Source organism: Mesorhizobium sp. ES1-4 (assembly GCF_020164745.1).
Classification (GTDB): Bacteria; Pseudomonadota; Alphaproteobacteria; order Rhizobiales; family Rhizobiaceae; genus Mesorhizobium.
In genome coordinates, this window is the sequence record NZ_JAIUGV010000001.1 from 155,983 (window position 1) to 175,102 (window position 19,120).

Below are 19,120 nucleotides of genomic sequence, written 5' to 3' on the forward strand. Positions count from 1 at the left end.
GGGAAGGGGCGGCCGAGGCAATGCGTCGGCCGCTCTTTTCGTCTTCGAACCCTACTTCACTACCGCCTCGGCCCAGACGGCAATCCGTTGCGCAAGGAAAGCCGTGGTGGATGGCGACAGCGCGTCGCCGGCAATGACATGATTGTCGGGATCGCCAGTGCTTTCGATGGGGACCAGCTCATGCGCGGCACCCCAGCGCGCGGCGATCTCTCGCGTGCGGTCCGGCCGCACCACTTTGTCCAAATCGGAGAAAACGAACAAAGCCGGGATGGTCGCCTTCTCCACGGGCGCGCCATAGGCGAGTTCGGTCAGCGCCTGCATCGGCATCGTGGCGGCGATCGGATATCTGGTGGTCCAGAATTTCTCATGCAGCGCGTTGCGCGGCACGAAGCTGCGTTCCTTACCAGCGACGAGTTCGGCGATCTGTTTGCCCCATGGCATGGTGAGGATCTCGGCTCCGGATGCCTGCACGCCGAAATTGGGCGAAATGAACGCAATGGCCGCGACATCGTCCGAAGCGCCGGGCTGCGTCGCCGCCCAGGCCGCCAGCGAGCCGCCGGTCGACGTGGAGATGACGACAACCTTGTCACCGATTGCCCGGCCGATGGCGAGCGCTTCCTCATAGTCGTTGATCCAGGCATTGACGCTGCCTTGCGTCATCGCCGCGCCGTCCTGCCCGTGACCGGTGAGGCGGGTGTAGAACAGGTTGGCGTCGAGCCGGTCGGCGACGTCGTCGGGCAACGGCCGGAGCTCGCCCTTGGAAGCGGAAAAGCCGTGGATGTACACGATCGACAGCGGCGTCTTGGCATGCACCATCGGGTTGGCCCAGACGATCTCTTTCTCCAGCCCGTCGCGGATACCGGGCACGGCGGCTTCCGCCTTCGCCACATAGGCCTGTGGATCGTTACCGGCAGCTGAGGGATCGAAACGGATGGTGGTGTCGACGGGAACGCGTGGACCCAATACGAAGACCAGTGCAAGGATGGCGGTCAGGCCCAGCACAGCAAGCACGATCCGTCGCCCCATCGCACACTCCACGCAACAACATTCAAACTACGGCGGTGGTCTTCAACAGGCAACGCCGTTCAGGTAAGCCATGCCCCCAATGCTGTGGGCATCTATTCGTTGGGCGGTTTGCGCTCGTAATGCAGCGGCCGTGCCTTCCAGCTGGTCGTGAGGCTGATCACCCATCGGCACAACGGCCTCGGCAGCATACCGAGAAATTTCAGAGGCCAGCTCGTCCGGTACGGGAAGGTCACTTCGAAGCCGCCGGACTTGATGCCCCGCACCATGCGGCGTGTCGCGCGGCCGACGGGCATCAGGCCTGGCATCGGCAGCATGTTCTTCTCGGTCAATGGCGTGTCGACAAAACCGGGATTTATCACCTGGACGCGGATGTTCATCTTGTCGAAGTCGTACTTCAGGGACTCGGCCAGGATGTTGATCGCCGCCTTGGTGCCGCCATAGGCGGCCGTGGTCGGCCAGCCGAAATAGGCGGTGACCGAGCCGACCAGGACGACATGGCCACGCGCGCGCACCCGCATATGCTCGACGACAGGCACCAGCCCGTTGATGATGCCGAAATAATTGACCTCGAAGGAACGGCGAAAATCGCTGACGACGAGAGCCTCCCCAGGTGTGGAAATGTAGTTTCCCGCATTGAAAACGGCGAGCACGATCGGCCCGAGGTCCTTTTCGATCGCGGCGACCGTTCTTGCCATGCGCGGCTCGTCGCTGACGTCGCAGGGAAAGGACACAACCTTGCCCGGCATCTGCGCTGTCTCGACGATGAGCGTATCGATCGGCTCGTCGTCCAGCGCCGTCACCGCCACCGCATAGCCTTGTGACGCCAGATCCCTGGCCAGCGAGCGGCCAATGCCGCTGCTGCCGCCCGTGACCCAGGCGACGCCATGTTTCGGATCGGCCCGATAGAGTGTCATGCTGCGCCCTGCCGAGTTGTTGGTGCCTTGCTCTAGCGGTGGCGAAATCGAATGAAAAGAGTGCTTTTCCACCATAGGTGAAAATGAACCTGTGGGATGTCGAGCCCGCTCCCCCGCGAAGTCACCGCACGCGGTGCCGGAAATGCGACTGGACCAGACGAATTCTTGCCTTGAAACCGAAGCGTTGGGTTTCTAGGGTTTCGGCGACGTACACAAGGAATCCTGAATGCCCCGTTCTGTGATCGACGCGATCGGCAACACGCCTCTGATCCGCCTCAACAAAGCTTCCGAACAGACCGGCTGCGAGATCCTGGGCAAGGCCGAATTCATGAATCCGGGACAGTCGGTCAAGGATCGCGCTGGCCTGTTCATCATCCGCGACGCCGAACAGCGCGGCCTTTTGCAGCCTGGCGGTGTCATCGTCGAGGGGACGGCCGGCAACACCGGCATCGGGTTAACGCTCGTCGCCAAGGCGCTGGGATACCGTACCGTCATCGTCATCCCGGATACGCAGAGCCAGGAAAAGAAGGACACGATAAGGCTGCTCGGCGCTGAGCTGATCGAAGTGCCGGCGGTGCCTTACAAGAATCCCAACAACTACGTGAAACTATCGGGACGGCTGGCCGAGCAGATGGCCAGGAGCGAGCCGAACGGTACCATCTGGGCCAACCAGTTCGACAATGTCGCCAATCGCGATGGCCATATCCGCACCACGGCCGAGGAAATCTGGACCCAGACCGGCGGCAGGGTCGACGGTTTCGTCTCGGCGGTGGGTTCGGGTGGAACGCTGGCCGGCGTCGGGCTCGGATTGAAGGCCAAGAGCAAGAACGTCAAGATTGCGCTTGCCGACCCGCTCGGCGCCGCGCTCTACAGTTTCTACACCAGCGGTGAGTTGAAGTCCGAAGGCAGTTCGATCACCGAAGGCATCGGGCAGGGGCGCATCACCGCCAATCTTGAAGGCTTCATGCCTGACTTCTCCTACCAGATCAAGGATGAGGACGCGCTGCCGATCGTCTTCGATCTGATCCAGGAAGAAGGCCTGTGCGTCGGCGGCTCGACCGGCATCAACATTGCCGGCGCGATCCGGCTGGCCAGGGAACTGGGCCCCGGCCACACCATCGTGACGATCCTTTGCGACTACGGTACGCGCTACCAATCGAAATTGTTCAACCCGGAATTCCTGCGCGGGAAGAATCTGCCGGTGCCGGGTTGGATGGAACTGCAGAGCAGGATTCCCGTGCCTTTCGAAAAGGTTGCGTGATGGCGCACAAGACACAAGCGCTGTTTCGTGATGACGCCTATCTCAGCACGGCGGACGCTACGGTCGTCGATATCAACGACCGCGGCGGCATCATTCTCGACCGAACCATCTTCTATGCCACCTCGGGCGGCCAGCCGGGAGACACCGGCTACGTCGAACGCGTCGACGGCAGCCCCATCGCCATTGCTGCCACCATTACGGGTGAGACCAAGGACGAGATCATCCATGTACCGGCGCCGGAGCAGACTGCCCTGGCTATCGGCGAGAAGGTGAAACTCGCCATCGACTGGGAACGCCGGCACCTGGTGATGCGCATGCACGCGGCCTGCCATCTGCTTACAGTCATTTGCCCATTTCCGATCACGGGTGCGGCGGTCTCCGAGGACGACAGCCGTGTCGATTTCGACATTCCGGACGCCAGCTTCACCAAGGAAGACGTGACGGCCGGCATGATGGAACTGGTGCGGGCCGATCATCCGATTTTCACGCGGCTGATCAGCGACGAGGAGTTAGCCGCGAATCCCGGCCTGGTGAAATCCAAGAATGTCCGGCCACCTGTTGGCACGGGCAGGATCCGGCTGGTCTGCATCGGCGAGAACGCCTCGGTCGACAGCCAGCCCTGCGGCGGCACGCATGTGAAGAGCACCGGGGAAATCGGCGAAATCCACATCGGCAAAATCGAAAAGAAGGGCCGGGAGAACAGGCGCTTCCGCATCCGCTTCGGCCCGATGCCGGTCGGCTGAGAACAGCGATCTGTTGCTTCCTAGGCGATCGCGAGACACATATTCAAGCACGATGAAGGAAACTGGAAGGTGGCCGCTCCACCCATGCTTCGATTTGTTCGGTGACGAACTTGGCTGCTTGATGATGGATGAAATGACCGGCGCCGGGCAGTGACACCAGCGCGCTCACATTGTCGATTTCGCGAAACGTACCATCGAAGGCGCTGGCTGGAATATAGGGGTCAGCTGTACCAAACAGCACCAAGGTCGGAGCACGGACCGGTGGCAACGCTCCCAGATCCGGCACCCTGCCAAGCGGTATGTTGGCCCTGTAATAGCCCAGCATCGCCTCTGGATCGGAGCGTCTGAGCGAGTCTACGAGCGCCTCCCTGTCTTGCGGATCGGCGACCCAGGCGGCGAGTTCGTCGATATCCAGCATCTGGGCCGCGCCAGGCACCTGAAAGCGGCGAACATATCCGGTGATCTCGGCATTGGCAGGATCGGCAATCGCGCGCAGATGATTGCGCGGGTGCGGCGTCGACAACAGGATGAGATGGCGCACGACCTGTGGCACGCGCATAGCCAGCCACCACGCGATGATGCCGCCCCAGTCATGGCCGACAATCGCGGCTCGGGTCAGCTTTTCCGCTGCGAGAACGGCCAGCACGTCCTCCACCAGGTTCGCCAGCACATAATTGCCATAGCCCTGCGGTGCGTCGCTTCGCCCGAAGCCTCGCAAATCCGGCGCCAGCACGCGGTAGCGTGCTGAGAGCGCCTCCATCTGGCGGCGCCAACCCATGCCATGATCGGGAAAGCCATGCAGAAAAACGATCGGCGGGCCAGAGCCCGCCGCCGTATAATGCAATTTGACGTTGCCGTTGACTGCGATCCTGGACTCAAAATCTGCAGTCGAGGTCACCTGTCGCAGGCCGTCATCACATCTTGACTTCGAGGCGCAGGAACGGGCCGCTGAAGGTCTGGTTGCTGTGATCCGCATTCACGAGCAGATTATGCCACTGTTCGACCTTGTAACCGGCGGTAAAGGTCGCGCCCGCGAGGGGCGTCCAACTCAAGCCGGCCGAGGCGTCGAGGCTGGTGACGGTCTGGTTGGCGGACTCACTAAACAGCGTAACGGACCCTTGGCTATCGGGATTGGTGACGTTGTAATTAAACCCGGTTCGGTCGGTGCGGCGGCCCCACATGACAGCGCCGGAAGCCGCGCCTGTTAGCCCCCAGTTTTCGCCCAGAGGGTAATAGGCCTCAGCGCCAACGCGCGGACCGATGCCCCAGTATTCCGACGACCCAACCTTATCGACGGTACCGCCCTTGTCTGCCCCCGGATTGTCTGGAGTGAAACGTTCCGAAAAAGTTCCGGTTTCATCGGAATGCACCAAGCGAAGGCCGCCGAAGAAGCGGATATCGGCTGCCTGCACTTTGACGTGCTTGCCGACGTCGAAATCGAATGCTTGGAAGCTGAAGTCGTCGCCGTAGCCGAAGTTCAATATGCCCGGAGTACTGCCCCCAACTATCAGGTCCGGGAAATCAAACGAACGCTTCTTCCCGAGGTGAAACGCGCCTGAAAGGCGCCAATCCATATCGGGGGAAAACTGCTTGGTCAGCGCTATCGATCCGGAGAAGTCGCCGTTGCTGTCCCCCAGCTTGTCCGATGCGCCGAACTTGTCGCCACTATGAATGTTATTTTGAAAGAACGCACCTTCGAAGGCGATCTTGACGCGTGAATCGATAGCGGCCGGGTCCGTGACTTTCGTATCCTCTGCGTGCGCCCCAACCATGCCCACGGATGTCACCGAGGCGGCGGATGCCGCGACGGTTGTCAGAAGTTTACCCGGTATCTTAGCTTGCATTTCCAACCCCAAACAGATTCTTGCCCGCCCTAGTATTGCAGAAACAAACATAACGGCATATTGCCGCGAGGCGGTTGCTAGGGACTTTGTGGCGTTAGTGTCACGTCTTTGCCACACTGGCGGACAATTGCCGCAGGCAGTCAAGGTCTGCGTCGAAGGGAATATGGTGGAAAATCCGGCGCAAATCGAAAGCGTTCTCAACAACCTTGTCTATGCGCTTTTTGCCCAAAGCGGCCAGTCGGCTGGAGTTGGGATGCCAAGGGAGATCGGCAACCTGGTGATTTTCGACGATCCTGTCGCCGTCGACAGCATCGTCAAAGCGCCGGATCTCTTCCGCAAGAATTTCTCCCTGATTTCGGCGCTCGGTTTCAGCCGTTTCAACACCAATGACGAGGATTGGGCGGTTAGGCGGACCATCACCCAAGACCGATATCTGTCGGCGGCAAAACCCGCCCATGAACAGAGCGTGGCGGAGATCTACAGGGTCGGTTTCGCCGGTTGCGGCGCGTCATTGGCTAATATCCAGCGTGCACTCTTTGCAGCCGCCATGAACATCTTCTACAAAGCCTTCGGATTGGTGCCTGAGATCGCGCCGACAGCCGAGCTGCTCGACCGGGTCCGTGAGGTGTTGAGGCGGTTGCAATATTATTCCTGGGTTACGCCCACGAATGCCGAACGCAACGGCGCGATCCACGAAGCGCACAAAGTGATTGCCGATTTCGGCTCGCAGTTGATGGCCGATCCTCGATCGGCGGCGGAGATGAATCGGTTCGCCGAGAAGGCCCGCGACATCGATGGATTCTCGCCGATAGAGGAGTTCGTGATGAATCTCTTTGCCGGCGTCGAGACCACGGTGACGACGGCTCTGTGGGTGATTGACCGTCTGGGCGCCAACCAGCAGGTGCAGGAGCGCATCCATGCCGAAATCCTGGCGGACAGGGCGGAGACACCCTTCACAGATTGCATCATCAATGAAACGATGCGGTATTTCCCGCCTATACCGTTTCTGACTCGGGAAGTGGGCGCCGATACGGTGCTCGATGGCAGAACCTTGCGGGCGGGCCAACTGGTCATGGTGTCGATCGTGGGAGTGCATCAAAACCCCGCCTACTGGGAAAGTCCCAGAACATTCGATGCCAGCCGCAAAGAATTCATGGAAGACAGTTTCGACAGGCGGGCATTCATCCCTTTCCTCACCGGACCGCGCATGTGCGGCGGCGCGCGTCTTGGCCGACTGGAAGTGAAAGAGGCGGTTCGCGCCGTGGTGCGCCAGTTCGCCTTCAGCCGCGCGGACGACGTGATCCGCTTTGATTATGCACTGGCACTGCGCCCCGCGAGCGGATTGTCGGTCCGCGTTTCGCGTCGATGAAAACGTCTGGTCAGGTATGGTCCTGCCAGAATCGCTTGAGGCAGGTCCCAAATTGCCTTTTGATCATGATCTTGAACTCGACGTCATGCGCATAGCGCTTGCTTGCCGATATGGCTTTCGATTTTAGCTTGAGGCTTGGGAACCAGTTGCTCATTGTGGCGGAAGCGTTTTCCTGCTGGTTTGCTATAAAGTCCTCATAGCAGACTTGGGCCACCCTGCGCGGTTCAAGAGTGTTCAGGTAGTTTTTCCATCTGACTTCGCCATCGAAAATGTACTGAGCGGTCTCGCTCACAACCCTCTCGGTCAAAATCGATACCGTGGGAATTCCAGACAGTGTCTCCTGACCATCGAACGGCTGTCCCGTATGCAGCATCGAGAGCAGGCTTATGGTTTGATCGATCTTGTTTCTTCTGGAGAGAAAGACATAGAACGAGTTGGCGTCGTCGTCGCCGATTGAATTGCGCGCGAATGGCAGGTTTTCAAAGAAGATTTTGGCGGCGAAAACGCCGTTCTCGGTCCTTTTCCCCAACAGATGGCGACCATAGGCGGGCGCTTGCTGGTTCAGTTTTACAATATCCATGGTGTCGTCCGCCGACCATCGTCTCATCAGTGGCAAGGCATACTGCCACTGAAAATACTCCGTGGGTATTCCCAGGCCGAACTGCTGCAGAACCTGACAATAGGAATGCCCCGCTGTTCGAGGCGTCGTGCAAATCAGGATTTTGGCCGGGTTGTCGGTGGAGCTTTGGCGATCATAGGTCGCAGCGATATATTCACTGTACAAATCGTCGAAATGCATTCCCGAACCGCCCCAACGCTAAGCTTTCAAGCCGCAGACAGGAATCCCAGGATGAGCAGAGCCTGGTCCAGTGTCATCAGCGATGGTGGATCGCCCGCATTGATGTTGTCGACAAGCCACAGATCAGGCCGTACCTTTCGCGTGCGCTCGATAGCCTGCCGGTCAATGACTTGGCTGTCGCGACCGTACATCAGCAGGATACGGGCGTCGACCTTGGCGGCCATCGGGAAAAGATCGTATTCGCGGCCGGCCAGTGCGCCGAAATTTCCAGTGGTGGCCGGATCATAGGCAAGCCGGAAGCCGTCTGGGCCCGAGACTATCCGATTTTCGGCGTAGCGGTTGAACACCGTTTCCTCGACCGGGCCCATGACGGCTTTGGTGGCACTCAGATAATCCTTGGCCGCCGCGCGGGTGGGAAATGCAAGCGCACTCTCTGTCAAAACCTCATTTCTCATCGCGTCGACCTTTGATCCTCCCCGCATGGGAACATCATTGAGAACGATCTTCGAAGCTTTGGAGCCGGTCATGTGCAGAAACAACAGCAAGATCGTGCCGCCCCATGAGGTGCCGATGAAGTGGTTTTCTGTGCCGGCGAACTCGCCCAGCGCACGCAGGCATCTGGAATAGACATTGATGTCGTAACCAGAATCCAGATAGGCGCTGCGTCCACGTCCCAGCAAGTCCGGGCAGATCACCAGGAAGCCATTGCGGCACAGGAAAGTGGCAAGGTAATCAAAGTCGGCGCCGTTGCCGGTGAAGCCGTGCAGGCAGAAGACCGTCGCGCGCGGCGTGCCCGCCGGCCGCCAGATTCGCACGTACATTGCCGCATAGCGGTTATTCAGCCGGATGAGAATTTCTTGCGTCAGTGCCTCGGCTGGGCCGGCCGTATCCATCAGACGTCACGCTTGCGGACGGCGCGCTTGACCGAGCCGCGGTTGTCGATGAAATCGCGTTTCCAGAATACCGATTTGTCCAGATTGATGCGTTTGGCTTCCTTGATCATCGGCAGGATGTGAGACGAGGACCGCGTCGCCAGCACCGTCACTGCGGTGGTGTCCCCGCCGGGGAAGGGATTGAGCGGCCCGCCATTCGCTGCCCAGGCTTCGGCGATCTCACGACTGGTCTGGATCCAGCCGACATAGGCGACGATCGCGTCGTCGATCGACCCGATCATATGTGTCTGCTGATCCAACTGATAACGCAAGGTTTTCACCATCAGGCCGAACTCGTAACCGTCGAACGGCGGATGGTGCGCAATGAAGTTGCAAACGAGCCCAAGCGAAACCGGATTGCTGGGGACACGGGAAAACAGAAGATTGCTCATGCCAGGATTATTGACCCCATCCACCCCAGATCATAACCATCAATCCGTACCCGCCATAAAAGGCGAAGACAATTGAAATTAGAATGCTGCCAAAGACGAACCGGGAGAACAGCAATGGCCGAGGACAGTCCTTTCACCGTCGATGCGGACTGGTTGCAGGAGCGCCTGGGCCAGCCGGGCCTGACGATCATAGATGCCTCGTGGTATCTGCCGGCGCAAAAACGCGACGCGCGCGCCGAGTACGACGCTGCTCATATTCCAGGCGCTCGTTTCCTGGATCAGGATGCCGTTTCGGATCCCGACGCCGCCTTGCCGCATACGCTCGCATCGCCGCAGCATTTCGCCCAGTATGTCGGTGCGATGGGCGTTTCGGCCGATGACACCATCGTCGTCTATGATGGTCCGGGTTTCTTCTCCGCACCCCGGGCATGGTGGATGTTTCGCATCATGGGCGTCTTCCAGACGTATGTTCTGGACGGCGGCTTCGATGGCTGGAAGGCGGCCGGCCGGCCGGTAACGGCCGAGCCGACCAAGATCGCGCCAAGCGTCTTTGATGCCGATTTCGACGCCGGTCGCGTCGTCGGTCTGGCCGAGATGCGTCGGATCGTCGACACGAAGGCAAGCCAGATTGCCGACGCCCGGGGACCGGGCCGCTTTACCGGTGCCGAGCCCGAGCCTCGTTCCGGCATCCGCTCAGGCCATATGCCAGGCGCGCGCAATATCCCCTACTCGGCGCTTTCCGAAAACGGCAGGCTGCTGCCGAAGGACCGTTTACGCAAGGTGATGGAGGACGCCGGTATCGACCTGTCCAAACCCGTCGTCACATCCTGCGGCTCCGGCGTCACCGCCGCTGTGGTCACGCTGGCGCTGGAGACGCTTGGCCACACCGACAACAGGCTTTATGACGGCTCATGGACGGAGTGGGGCGGGCTGCCCGACACATCGGTCGTGACCGGCCCCGCGACGACCGGCAAGGAATGAATTGATGGAAAACGGCGCGCTGCAGGATATTGAAGTCACCGTGACCTTTCTGGAAATGCATGCCCCACCGGCCGCCTCGCCACCGGTGCCCTACAACCGCCAGGTCGCACTGCTGAAAACAAGGGATATCCCCTTGCATTTCTACCGCTACCTGATGGACCGGGTGGGACGCAAATGGCACTGGGTGAATGTGCTGAGGCTGAATGACGATGAGCTGTCAGCCGGAATCCACCGCGAGGATCGCGACATCAGGGTGCTCTATCTCGACGGTGCTCCGGCAGGCTTCTTCGACCTCAAGCCGCATTTGCCGGAGGAAGTCGAACTCGCCTATTTCGGCATGATGGAACACGCCACCGGGCAAGGCATCGGCCGCTGGTTTCTTGGCTCGGCGATTGCGGCGGCATGGTCGTATGGTCCGAAAAGGGTCACGGTGCAGACCTGCACGCTCGATCACCCCGCAGCCCTGCCGCTCTACCAGAAGCTCGGCTTCAACCCGGTCGCTCAGAAGAAAGAGGTCGTGCATCCCCTGCCTTTCGCCGAGCGCTCGGCCAGCGTCATGCGGCCGTAAGGCCAGCCAGAATCTGAACTCCGCTTCGACGATTTCATCAGGTTGTACTTATTAGCCGGTTTAGGTCTGAAGATGCCTGTGATCCCTGCCGAAGGTCAACCGGGTTCCGATTCCCACATCGGATCGGTCCCCGGGACACTTGGCGGGAATCGGGTGGGAAGCCCTGTCGCGAGTGCATAGTTTCCCTGCAACAGCACCGGAGACATTGCCATGGCAATCCAATTCACAGCTCTGCCGACCGAAAATGTCAGGGCCCTACAGCGCGGCGGCCCCGACGCCTATGGTCAGACGCCCGAGCGGAAGGTCTCTGACGGTGACGGCATGCCTTGCCGTCATTGCCTCAGGAATATCGCCGCCGGCGACGCCTACCTCATCCTCGCCTACCGCCCGTTTCCGAACCCTCAGCCCTATGCGGAAACCGGACCGATCTTCCTGCATGCGGAAGAATGCGAGCGCGCCGCCGACATCGAGGCGCTCCCCACGATTCTCGAAAGCCCGGACTACATCGTGCGCGGCTATGGCAGGGATGACCGCATCGTCTATGGCAGCGGTGGTGTCATTCCGACCGAAGCGATCACCGCGCGGTCCGAGACCTTGTTCGAGCGTGAAGACATTGCCTATGTGCATGTCCGCTCGGCGCGCAACAATTGCTACCAATGCCGTATCGAGCGTGCATGAGAGCAAGGGATCGCAGAACGCTTCGCTGTCGTACTGCTGTCGCATAGACCCGCTAGACAGTTATTGTCGATCGATTGGCCGACCGCGGATGAACCGGCGGCAATCTCGATATCGAGGAAGCGGGGCTTTGGCTCCGCTTTTTTGTTGCTTGGGTTCACTACCTCAGTCTCAAGCACGAAAAACCCGCCGGAACGACCGGCGGGTGATTGGAAGAGCTGCTTTCAGGTCAGATCAAGCCGCCAGAACGGCCTTTGGCTCGACCAGTTCGTAGCCGAGCGCTTCGGCGACCGCGCGGTTGGTGATCTTGCCCTTGTGGACGTTGAGGCCGTTGCGCAGGTGATGGTCGTCCACCAGGGCCTTGAGGCCCTTGTCGGCGAGTTGCAGGCCGTAATGCAGCGTTGCGTTGTTCAGGGCATGGGCCGAAGTGACCGGCACCGCGCCAGGCATGTTGGCGACGCAGTAGTGGATAACGCCGTCGACCTCGTAGGTCGGCTCGGCGTGGGTGGTCGCGTGCGAGGTCTCGAAGCAACCGCCCTGGTCGATGGCGACGTCGACCAGCACCGAGCCTTTTTTCATGCCGGACAGCATTTCGCGGGTGACGAGCTTCGGCGCGGCGGCGCCCGGGATGAGCACGGCGCCGACGACGATGTCGGCCGAGAAGCATTCTTCCTCGAGTGCCTCTACGGTCGAATACCGGGTGTGGACCCGGCCGGCGAAGAGGTCGTCGAGCTGGCGCAGACGCGGGATCGAGCGGTCGATGATGGTGACATCGGCGCCAAGGCCGGCGGCCATGCGGGCAGCGTTCAGGCCGACGACGCCGCCGCCGAGCACGGTAACCTTGCCGGGCAGCACGCCGGGCACGCCGCCAAGCAACACGCCGCGGCCGCCATTGGCCTTCTGCAGCGCCGTGGCGCCGGCCTGGATCGACAGGCGGCCGGCGACTTCCGACATCGGCGCCAGCAGCGGCAGGCCGCCGCGATCATCGGTCACGGTTTCATAGGCGATCGCCGTCACGCCGGAAGCTAGCAGGCCCTTGGTCTGTTCCGGATCCGGAGCCAGGTGAAGGTAGGTGTAGAGGATCTGGCCTTCGCGCAACTGCGCCCATTCGGTGGGCTGCGGCTCCTTGACCTTGACGATCATGTCCGACTTGGCGAACACGTCGGCGGCCGTCTTGGCGATGGTGGCGCCGGCGGCGCGATAGGCGTTGTCATCGGCGCCGATGCCGGCGCCCGCGCCGGCCTCCACCAGCACTTCATGGCCATGGGCGACATATTCACGGACCGAGCCCGGCGTGAGGCCGACACGGTATTCGTGATTCTTGATTTCCTTGGGGCAGCCGACGCGCATTTTTCTTCTCCTGATCCGGGCCCTTTTGGGCTCACTCCCTGTAATCACTCAGTGAACCATGAATCGGCGCGCAGGTGTTTGCGAATGCACTTGCAGCGGAATGCATCCTTCGATAATCGTTGCGAAAAATGGACCACTATTCGCAGGAATCACTAAGAATGCCGCTCGACAGGATTGATATCGCCATTCTGGAGACGTTGCAGAAGGATGGCCGGATGCCGAACGCGGCCCTTGCCGAAAAGGTCGGCTTGTCGCAGTCGGCCTGCTCGCGCCGGCTCGACAACCTGGAAAAGTCCGGCACCATCCGCGGTTATCACGCACGGCTTTCCAACGCAGCCCTTGGCCACCAGATGACGGCGATCGTCCACATATCGCTCTCCGGCCAGTTCGAGAAGACACTGTCGGATTTCGAGGCGGCGATCAAACGTTGCCCCAACGTGCTGTCGTGCCACCTGATGTCGGGCGAGTACGACTATATCCTGAGGATCGCGGCCAAGGATCTCGTCGACTACGAGCGCATCCACAAGGAATGGCTGTCGGCGATGCCGCATGTAACCAAGATCAATTCGTCCTTCGCCTTGCGCGAAATCGTCGACCGGACGGCTATGGGGCTGAAGCCGGAGATGGCTTGAGCACTGATCAGTCACTTATGCCGTGGCCGCCTCCGTCACGATCCGGTCCATCGCGATGTCATGCGGCTGTGGATAGATGGTGACGATGCGCTGCAATTCGTAGCCGACGCCGACGACGAGCGGCTTGAACGGCATGGCGGCCAGCGTCCGGTCGAAGAAACCGCCGCCATAGCCCAAGCGATAGTTTGCCGGATCAATGCCGACGATCGGCGAGATGACGATGTCGGGCAGCACCGGGTCGCCCTCGGCCGGGATGGGGATATTCCAGACACCTCTTTCCAATCGGCCGCCCGGTTTGTAGGCGCGAAAGATCAAAGGCCGATCCTTTTCAACGACGATGGGCAGGGCGGTGCGGCCGCCGCGTGCGTTGATGGCGGCCATCCATGGCCGTAAGTCCGGCTCGCCACGAAACGGCCAGTAAAGGCTGACCATGCGGCCCGCAATCTCGCCAACAATTCTGTCAAGGCCTTCCGCAATGCGTTGCGACATTGCCGCACGCACATCGGCCGATACCGCGAGCCGGGCGGCGATCAGCCGTTCGCGCTCGGCTTTGCGCCAGCGCCTCACGTCGGTCCAGTCGCTTGGAGGCGCTCGCAACTCGGGCTCCAGTTCCTGCGTGAAGCATGGCGGGGAGGCATGATGCGCCAGCCCTTGGTCGTCATGATCTTTACCCATGCCTCACCTGTTCGCGTGCTCCTCGATGAGGCTATACCTCGCGATACGATACGACATGTGCTTTCACGACACGAAACGACGAGTCTCGGACACGAGCTTTCTGTTGTTGCATTGCACCAAAAATACTTACATCCATGGCAGGCATTCCGCCCATCAGGAGTGATCGTGATGAACGAAGCCAGACATCAAGTTGTGGTCGTCGGTGCCGGGTTCGGCGGTCTCGAATTCACCCGCGCGCTTGCCGGTGCTCCGGTTCGCATCACCATGATCGACAAGCGCAACCATCATCTTTTCCAGCCGCTGCTCTATCAGGTGGCTACCACGGCGCTGGCGACCTCGGAGGTTGCCTGGCCGATCCGCCATCTTCTGCGCAAACGCAAGGATGTGACCACGCTGCTGGCCAATGTCGTCGGCGTCGACAGGGCCGGCAAGCGCGTGCTGCTCGATGACGGCAGCGCCGTCGCCTACGACACCCTGGTGCTCGCCACCGGCGCACGGCACGCCTATTTCGGCCATGACGAATGGGAGCCTTTCGCGCCGGGCCTGAAGACGTTGGAGGACGCCACCACCATCCGGCGTCGCATCCTTCTGGCCTTCGAGCAGGCGGAGCGGGAGGCCGACCCAGCCAAGCGCCAGGCGCTGCTGACCATTGCCATCGTCGGCGGCGGGCCGACCGGCGTCGAACTCGCCGGAACCATTGCCGAACTGGCGCATGACACGCTGCGCGGCGAATTCCGCAACATCGACACGCGCCAGACGCGCGTGGTGCTGATCGAGGCCGGCGACCGGATTCTGGCTAATTTCGCGCCAAGGCTTTCCGACTACGCAGGCAAGGCGCTGGAACGGCTTGGCGTTGCGGTCGAACTCGGCCGGGCCGTTACGCGCTGCGATGCGGAAGGCGTGGTTTTTGGCGACACGGTTCTGCCCGCCCGCACCATCCTGTGGGCCGCCGGCGTTGCCGCTTCGCCCGCCGCCGAATGGCTGGGAGCGAAGGCGGACCGGGCTGGCAGGGTATTGGTCGAACCTGACCTCAGCGTGCCGGGCAGCCCTGAGATTTTTGTCATAGGCGACGCTGCCCTCGTCCTGCGGCCCGATGGACGGCCCGTGCCCGGCGTGGCGCCTTCCGCCAAGCAGGAGGGACGGCATGTCGCCGCGACCATCAAGGCCAGGCTTGCCGGTGACACGAGACCGCGGCCCTTCCACTACAAGCATGCCGGTGATCTGGCCACGATCGGCAAGCGTGCCGCCGCGATCGACTTCGGCTGGATCAAACTGACCGGCTGGCTAGCCTGGTGGCTGTGGGGCATCGCGCATATCTATTTCCTGATCGGCTTCCGCAACCGGCTTGCCGTTTCGCTGAGCTGGCTATGGATCTACGCCACAGGCCAGCGCAGCGCCCGGCTGATCACGCAGGGCGACGACGACAAGACCTGACTTTCTTCACTGCCTCATTCATCCGCGCGTCATCTGTTGCTGATGGACTGACATGCGGATGCGCGCGACTTCTTGAGTGGACTTCGGCCGATTTCGGCGCGAAGTTCGCTTCGGGGCAGGGCGTGTAACGTCGTCGAAGAAGGAGAAAACATGTCGCAACTGCTCCATTCCGTTTCCCGCCGTGGTCTCCTTGCGGGGGCCGCCGCCACTGGGGCGCTGATCATGCTTCACCCCTTCTCCGCGAGGGCGCAGGCCAATCAGGCCCACCTGAGGATCATGGAGACCACCGATATTCACGTGAACGTGCTGCCCTATGATTATTACGCCGACAAAGCGAATGACACGATGGGGCTCTCGCGCACGGCATCGCTGATCGACGCGGTGCGCAAGGAAGCCGTCAATTCGATGCTGATCGACAATGGCGACCTTTTGCAGGGCAATCCGATGGGCGACTACATCGCCTATGAGAAAGGCCTGAAGGAGGGCGATCTCCATCCGATCATGAAAGGCATGAACCTGCTCGGCTACGAGTGTTCGACACTTGGCAACCACGAATTCAATTACGGCCTGTCGTTTCTGGACAAGGTGCTGGCCGGGGCCAATTTCCCGTTCGTCTGCGCCAATTTGATCCGCGGCACCGAGCTTGCCGCCAACCCGCGCGACGACAAGCTCTATCTCAAGCCCTACATAATCCTGGACAAGAAGATCAGGGACGGTTCTGGCGCGGAGCAACCGATCAGGATCGGCATCATCGGCTTCGTGCCGCCGCAGATCATGATCTGGGATCTCAAGAATCTCGAAGGCAACGTCAAGACGCGCGACATCGTCGAGGCGGCGAAGGCATGGGTGCCGCAGATGAAGGAGGAGGGGGCCGATATCGTCATCGCGCTCTCCCATTCCGGCATCGACGTCAAGCAGGGCGACATGATGGAAAACGCCTCGTTCTTCGTCGCCGGTGTCGACGGCATCGATGCGGTGTTCACCGGCCACCAGCATCTGGTGTTCCCGGGCAAGAAGGATTTCCAGGCATTCGAGGGCGTTGATACACAGAAAGGGACGCTGCAAGGCAAGCCCGCCGTCATGGGCGGCTTCTGGGGCTCGCATATGGGCCTGATCGACCTCATGCTGGAGCGCGACGGATCGAAGTGGAAAGTAGTCTCGGCGACATCGGAGGCACGGCCGATCTTCGAGCGTGTCGACAACAAGAACAAGCCGACAGTCCCGGACGACAAGCGCATCATCGCCGCTCTCGAGCAAGACCACGAGGCAACGCTCGCCTATGTGCGCCGCCCTGTCGGCAAGACCTCGGCTCCACTCTATTCCTATTTCGCGCTGGTGGCCGATGATCCGTCGGTGCAAATCGTCAACCAGGCGCAGAGCTGGTACCTGAAGGATATCCTGAAGAATACCCAGTGGAAGGACGTGCCGATGTTGTCGGCGGCGGCGCCCTTCAAGGCCGGCGGGCGCAGCGGCGCCGACTACTACACCGACGTGCCGGTGGGCGACATCGCGATCAAGAACGTCGCCGACCTCTATCTCTATCCGAACACGGTTCGCGCGGTTGAGATCACTGGCGCGCAGGTGAAGGAATGGCTGGAGATGTCGGCCGGCATCTTCAAGAAGATCGAGGCAGGGAAGGCCGACCAGCCGCTGATCGATACCGAATTCCCATCCTACAATTTCGACGTGATCGACGGCGTCACCTACAGGATAGACCTGTCGCAGCCGCCGAAATACGATGCCAAGGGCGGGATCGCGAACGCTGGTTCCAATCGCATCGCCGACCTCATGTTTGATGGCAAGCCGATTGATCCTGCAGCGAAATTCGTCGTTGCGACCAACAACTACCGCGCCGGCGGCGGCGGCAACTTCCCTGATATCAATGCCTCGAAGATCATCTACGAGGCGCCGGATACCAACCGCGACGTCATCGTCCGCTACGTCGTCAGCCAGGGCACCATCAACCCGACGGCGGATGGCAACTGGTCGTTCGCGCCGTTGCCGGGAACCAGCGTCGTCTTCGAGACTGGCGTCAAGGCAAAGGACTTCATTGCCGATGTGAAATCGCTGAAGATAGAGCCTGCCGGCGAGGGCGAAGCCGGTTTCGCCAGATATCGCATCCTTCTGTGATCCGGTTCGACGGGGTCTCTGTTCCCGGCAGGTTGTGCACGAAGGCTGTCGACGTACCCAGCCTACGCCTTGTAGACCACTTGGCGCACGTCGATATAGCTGGTGCGGAAACCGGCCTCGCAGTAATGAAGGTAGAATTCCCATAGCTTCTTGAAACGTTCGTCGAAGCCGAGCGGCACGATCTTCTCCCACGACCCCCGGAAGCGCTGGCGCCATTCGGCAAGCGTGCGGGCATAATCCTCGGGAAAAACGTGTTCGCGTAAATGGGCAAGGCCATGCGCGGCGCCAAGCGATTTCAGAATTGACGGCGTCGGCAGCATGCCGCCTGGGAAGACGTAGCGCTGGATAAAATCCGGCCTGGCGCGATAGGTGTCGTAGGCGGCTTCGTTGATGGTGATGATCTGCAGACCGGCGGTGCCTCCGGGCTTCAGGCAGGCCTTCATCTTGGAGAAGAACACCGGCCAGTATTTCTCGCCGACCGCCTCGAACATCTCGATCGAGGCGATGCGATCGTAGGTGGCCGTTTCATCGCGGTAATCCTGCAACTTGATGTCGACCTTGTCGGCGAGCCCGGCCTTGGCGATGCGCGCCCTTGCGAAGTCGTGCTGCTCGCGGCTGATGGTCAATCCGGTAACCCGGCAGCCGATTTCGCGTGCCGCGAATTCGGCAAAGCCGCCCCAGCCACAGCCGATCTCCAGCACATGATCCTTTCCGCCGATGCCCATATCCCTGGCCAGCGCCCGGTATTTGGCGGCCTGCGCGCTTTCCAGATCATTGGCGCCATTGGCGTAGAGCGCCGAAGAATAGGTCATGCTCGGGTCGAGCCATTCCTTGTAGAAGGCGTTGCCGAGATCGTAATGCGCCGAGATATTGCGCTTCGCTCCCGTGCGTGTGTTCTCGTTGAACCAGTGGCGGATGCGCTGGACTGTGTTGATGAGCCAGCTGGCGCCGCCAGCGACGCGTTCGCCGATCGCCGAATTGACCACGAACAGTTCGAGGAAGCTGGTGACGTCAGGGCTCTCCCAATCGCCGTCCATGAAGGATTCGGCAACGCCGATGGTACCGCCGGAAAAGGCGCGGCCCGGCAGACGCCAGTTCTTGAGCACCAACTCGGCGTCGGGACCCGGCGCCTTGCCGCCGACGAGAACGGCGCGGCCGTCCGGCATCCTGACCTTCAGCGAGCCGCGCGGCAGGCTCATGGCCGCCGACAGCACCATGCGCGCCTTGGCTGGCAGTCCCTTGACGATCTCGGCGAAATTGAATTCGTCGAGGCGGACGGCGTCGCCCGGCGCTGTGCCATGATGTTCCCCGTGTGCCATTCCATGCCCCTGGATCTCCGTGGTGTCTGCGCAATTGCCGGGCCACGGTTCTCTTGGATCATCCGCCGCCTTCGAA

At 61.0% G+C, this 19,120-nt stretch carries 19 protein-coding genes; 9 read left to right on the forward strand and 10 right to left on the reverse strand.

What is annotated here, in order from left to right; translation table 11 throughout:
• Nucleotides 1–51: 51 nt before the first annotated feature.
• Both LB556_RS00845 and LB556_RS00850 read right to left on the reverse strand, forming a co-directional pair.
• Nucleotides 52–1,026 (reverse strand): alpha/beta hydrolase, encoded by a 975-nt coding sequence (locus LB556_RS00845; protein ID WP_224562180.1) that lies wholly within the window; start codon nucleotides 1,024–1,026, stop codon nucleotides 52–54.
• 92 nt (nucleotides 1,027–1,118) lie between these two features.
• Entirely contained in the window at nucleotides 1,119–1,940 is an 822-nt protein-coding gene (locus tag LB556_RS00850) for an SDR family oxidoreductase (RefSeq protein WP_224562182.1), read from the reverse strand.
• Between the two features lie 226 nt (nucleotides 1,941–2,166).
• Between LB556_RS00850 and LB556_RS00855 the strand changes: the two genes are divergently transcribed.
• On the forward strand, nucleotides 2,167–3,201 hold the full coding sequence (locus LB556_RS00855; protein WP_224562184.1) for a cysteine synthase A: 1,035 nt from the start codon (nucleotides 2,167–2,169) through the stop codon (nucleotides 3,199–3,201).
• Complete coding sequence (locus LB556_RS00860; protein ID WP_224562186.1) at nucleotides 3,201–3,944, forward strand: alanyl-tRNA editing protein; 744 nt, start codon at nucleotides 3,201–3,203, stop codon at nucleotides 3,942–3,944. Before LB556_RS00855 ends, LB556_RS00860 begins: the two co-directional genes overlap by 1 nt.
• 43 nt (nucleotides 3,945–3,987) lie before the next feature.
• Here the strand turns inward: LB556_RS00860 and LB556_RS00865 are convergent, their stop codons facing one another.
• Both LB556_RS00865 and LB556_RS00870 read right to left on the reverse strand, forming a co-directional pair.
• Complete coding sequence (locus tag LB556_RS00865; RefSeq protein WP_224562187.1) at nucleotides 3,988–4,920, reverse strand: alpha/beta fold hydrolase; 933 nt, start codon at nucleotides 4,918–4,920, stop codon at nucleotides 3,988–3,990.
• Nucleotides 4,859–5,788, reverse strand: a complete 930-nt coding sequence (locus LB556_RS00870) for an Lpg1974 family pore-forming outer membrane protein (RefSeq protein ID WP_224562188.1) — start codon at nucleotides 5,786–5,788, stop codon at nucleotides 4,859–4,861. The genes LB556_RS00865 and LB556_RS00870 overlap by 62 nt, the downstream gene beginning before the upstream one ends.
• Nucleotides 5,789–5,915: 127 nt before the next feature.
• Between LB556_RS00870 and LB556_RS00875 the strand changes: the two genes are divergently transcribed.
• On the forward strand, nucleotides 5,916–7,157 hold the full coding sequence (locus tag LB556_RS00875; RefSeq protein WP_224562189.1) for a cytochrome P450: 1,242 nt from the start codon (nucleotides 5,916–5,918) through the stop codon (nucleotides 7,155–7,157).
• A 10-nt stretch (nucleotides 7,158–7,167) separates the two neighbouring features.
• Here the strand turns inward: LB556_RS00875 and LB556_RS00880 are convergent, their stop codons facing one another.
• The 3 genes from LB556_RS00880 to LB556_RS00890 are packed head-to-tail and all read right to left on the reverse strand — an operon-like array spanning nucleotide 7,168 to nucleotide 9,280.
• Entirely contained in the window at nucleotides 7,168–7,956 is a 789-nt protein-coding gene (locus LB556_RS00880; protein ID WP_224562190.1) for a Stf0 family sulfotransferase, read from the reverse strand.
• A 26-nt stretch (nucleotides 7,957–7,982) separates the two neighbouring features.
• On the reverse strand, nucleotides 7,983–8,849 hold the full coding sequence (locus LB556_RS00885) for an alpha/beta fold hydrolase (protein WP_224562191.1): 867 nt from the start codon (nucleotides 8,847–8,849) through the stop codon (nucleotides 7,983–7,985).
• The gene (locus LB556_RS00890) at nucleotides 8,849–9,280 is read right to left on the reverse strand and encodes a hypothetical protein (protein ID WP_224562192.1); all 432 of its coding nucleotides are present in this window, start codon (nucleotides 9,278–9,280) and stop codon (nucleotides 8,849–8,851) included. The genes LB556_RS00885 and LB556_RS00890 overlap by 1 nt, the downstream gene beginning before the upstream one ends.
• 114 nt (nucleotides 9,281–9,394) lie before the next feature.
• Between LB556_RS00890 and sseA the strand changes: the two genes are divergently transcribed.
• The 3 genes from sseA to LB556_RS00905 all read left to right on the forward strand — a co-directional run bounded on the left by sseA (nucleotide 9,395) and on the right by LB556_RS00905 (nucleotide 11,507).
• Nucleotides 9,395–10,261 (forward strand): 3-mercaptopyruvate sulfurtransferase, encoded by an 867-nt coding sequence (sseA, locus tag LB556_RS00895; RefSeq protein ID WP_224562193.1) that lies wholly within the window; start codon nucleotides 9,395–9,397, stop codon nucleotides 10,259–10,261.
• A 4-nt stretch (nucleotides 10,262–10,265) separates the two neighbouring features.
• The gene (locus tag LB556_RS00900; RefSeq protein WP_224562194.1) at nucleotides 10,266–10,829 is read left to right on the forward strand and encodes a GNAT family N-acetyltransferase; all 564 of its coding nucleotides are present in this window, start codon (nucleotides 10,266–10,268) and stop codon (nucleotides 10,827–10,829) included.
• A gap of 210 nt (nucleotides 10,830–11,039) precedes the next feature.
• On the forward strand, nucleotides 11,040–11,507 hold the full coding sequence (locus tag LB556_RS00905) for a DUF1203 domain-containing protein (RefSeq protein WP_224562195.1): 468 nt from the start codon (nucleotides 11,040–11,042) through the stop codon (nucleotides 11,505–11,507).
• A 231-nt stretch (nucleotides 11,508–11,738) separates the two neighbouring features.
• On the opposite strand, the gene ald is transcribed toward LB556_RS00905, so the two are convergent.
• Nucleotides 11,739–12,854, reverse strand: coding sequence for an alanine dehydrogenase (gene ald / locus LB556_RS00910; protein WP_224562196.1), 1,116 nt, complete (start codon nucleotides 12,852–12,854; stop codon nucleotides 11,739–11,741).
• Nucleotides 12,855–13,012: 158 nt separating this feature from the next.
• On the opposite strand from ald, the gene LB556_RS00915 reads away from it, so the two are divergent.
• The gene (locus LB556_RS00915) at nucleotides 13,013–13,486 is read left to right on the forward strand and encodes an Lrp/AsnC family transcriptional regulator (RefSeq protein WP_015317948.1); all 474 of its coding nucleotides are present in this window, start codon (nucleotides 13,013–13,015) and stop codon (nucleotides 13,484–13,486) included.
• Between the two features lie 15 nt (nucleotides 13,487–13,501).
• Here LB556_RS00915 and LB556_RS00920 read toward each other — a convergent pair whose 3' ends face one another.
• Nucleotides 13,502–14,161: a 5-formyltetrahydrofolate cyclo-ligase gene (locus LB556_RS00920; RefSeq protein WP_224562197.1), complete on the reverse strand. Its 660-nt coding sequence runs from the start codon at nucleotides 14,159–14,161 to the stop codon at nucleotides 13,502–13,504.
• A gap of 168 nt (nucleotides 14,162–14,329) precedes the next feature.
• On the opposite strand from LB556_RS00920, the gene LB556_RS00925 reads away from it, so the two are divergent.
• Both LB556_RS00925 and LB556_RS00930 read left to right on the forward strand, forming a co-directional pair.
• The gene (locus LB556_RS00925) at nucleotides 14,330–15,595 is read left to right on the forward strand and encodes an NAD(P)/FAD-dependent oxidoreductase (protein ID WP_224562198.1); all 1,266 of its coding nucleotides are present in this window, start codon (nucleotides 14,330–14,332) and stop codon (nucleotides 15,593–15,595) included.
• Between the two features lie 150 nt (nucleotides 15,596–15,745).
• Nucleotides 15,746–17,725: a bifunctional 2',3'-cyclic-nucleotide 2'-phosphodiesterase/3'-nucleotidase gene (locus tag LB556_RS00930; RefSeq protein WP_224562199.1), complete on the forward strand. Its 1,980-nt coding sequence runs from the start codon at nucleotides 15,746–15,748 to the stop codon at nucleotides 17,723–17,725.
• Between the two features lie 62 nt (nucleotides 17,726–17,787).
• On the opposite strand, the gene LB556_RS00935 is transcribed toward LB556_RS00930, so the two are convergent.
• Nucleotides 17,788–19,044 (reverse strand): SAM-dependent methyltransferase, encoded by a 1,257-nt coding sequence (locus tag LB556_RS00935; protein WP_224562200.1) that lies wholly within the window; start codon nucleotides 19,042–19,044, stop codon nucleotides 17,788–17,790.
• Between the last annotated feature and the right edge of the window lie 76 nt (nucleotides 19,045–19,120).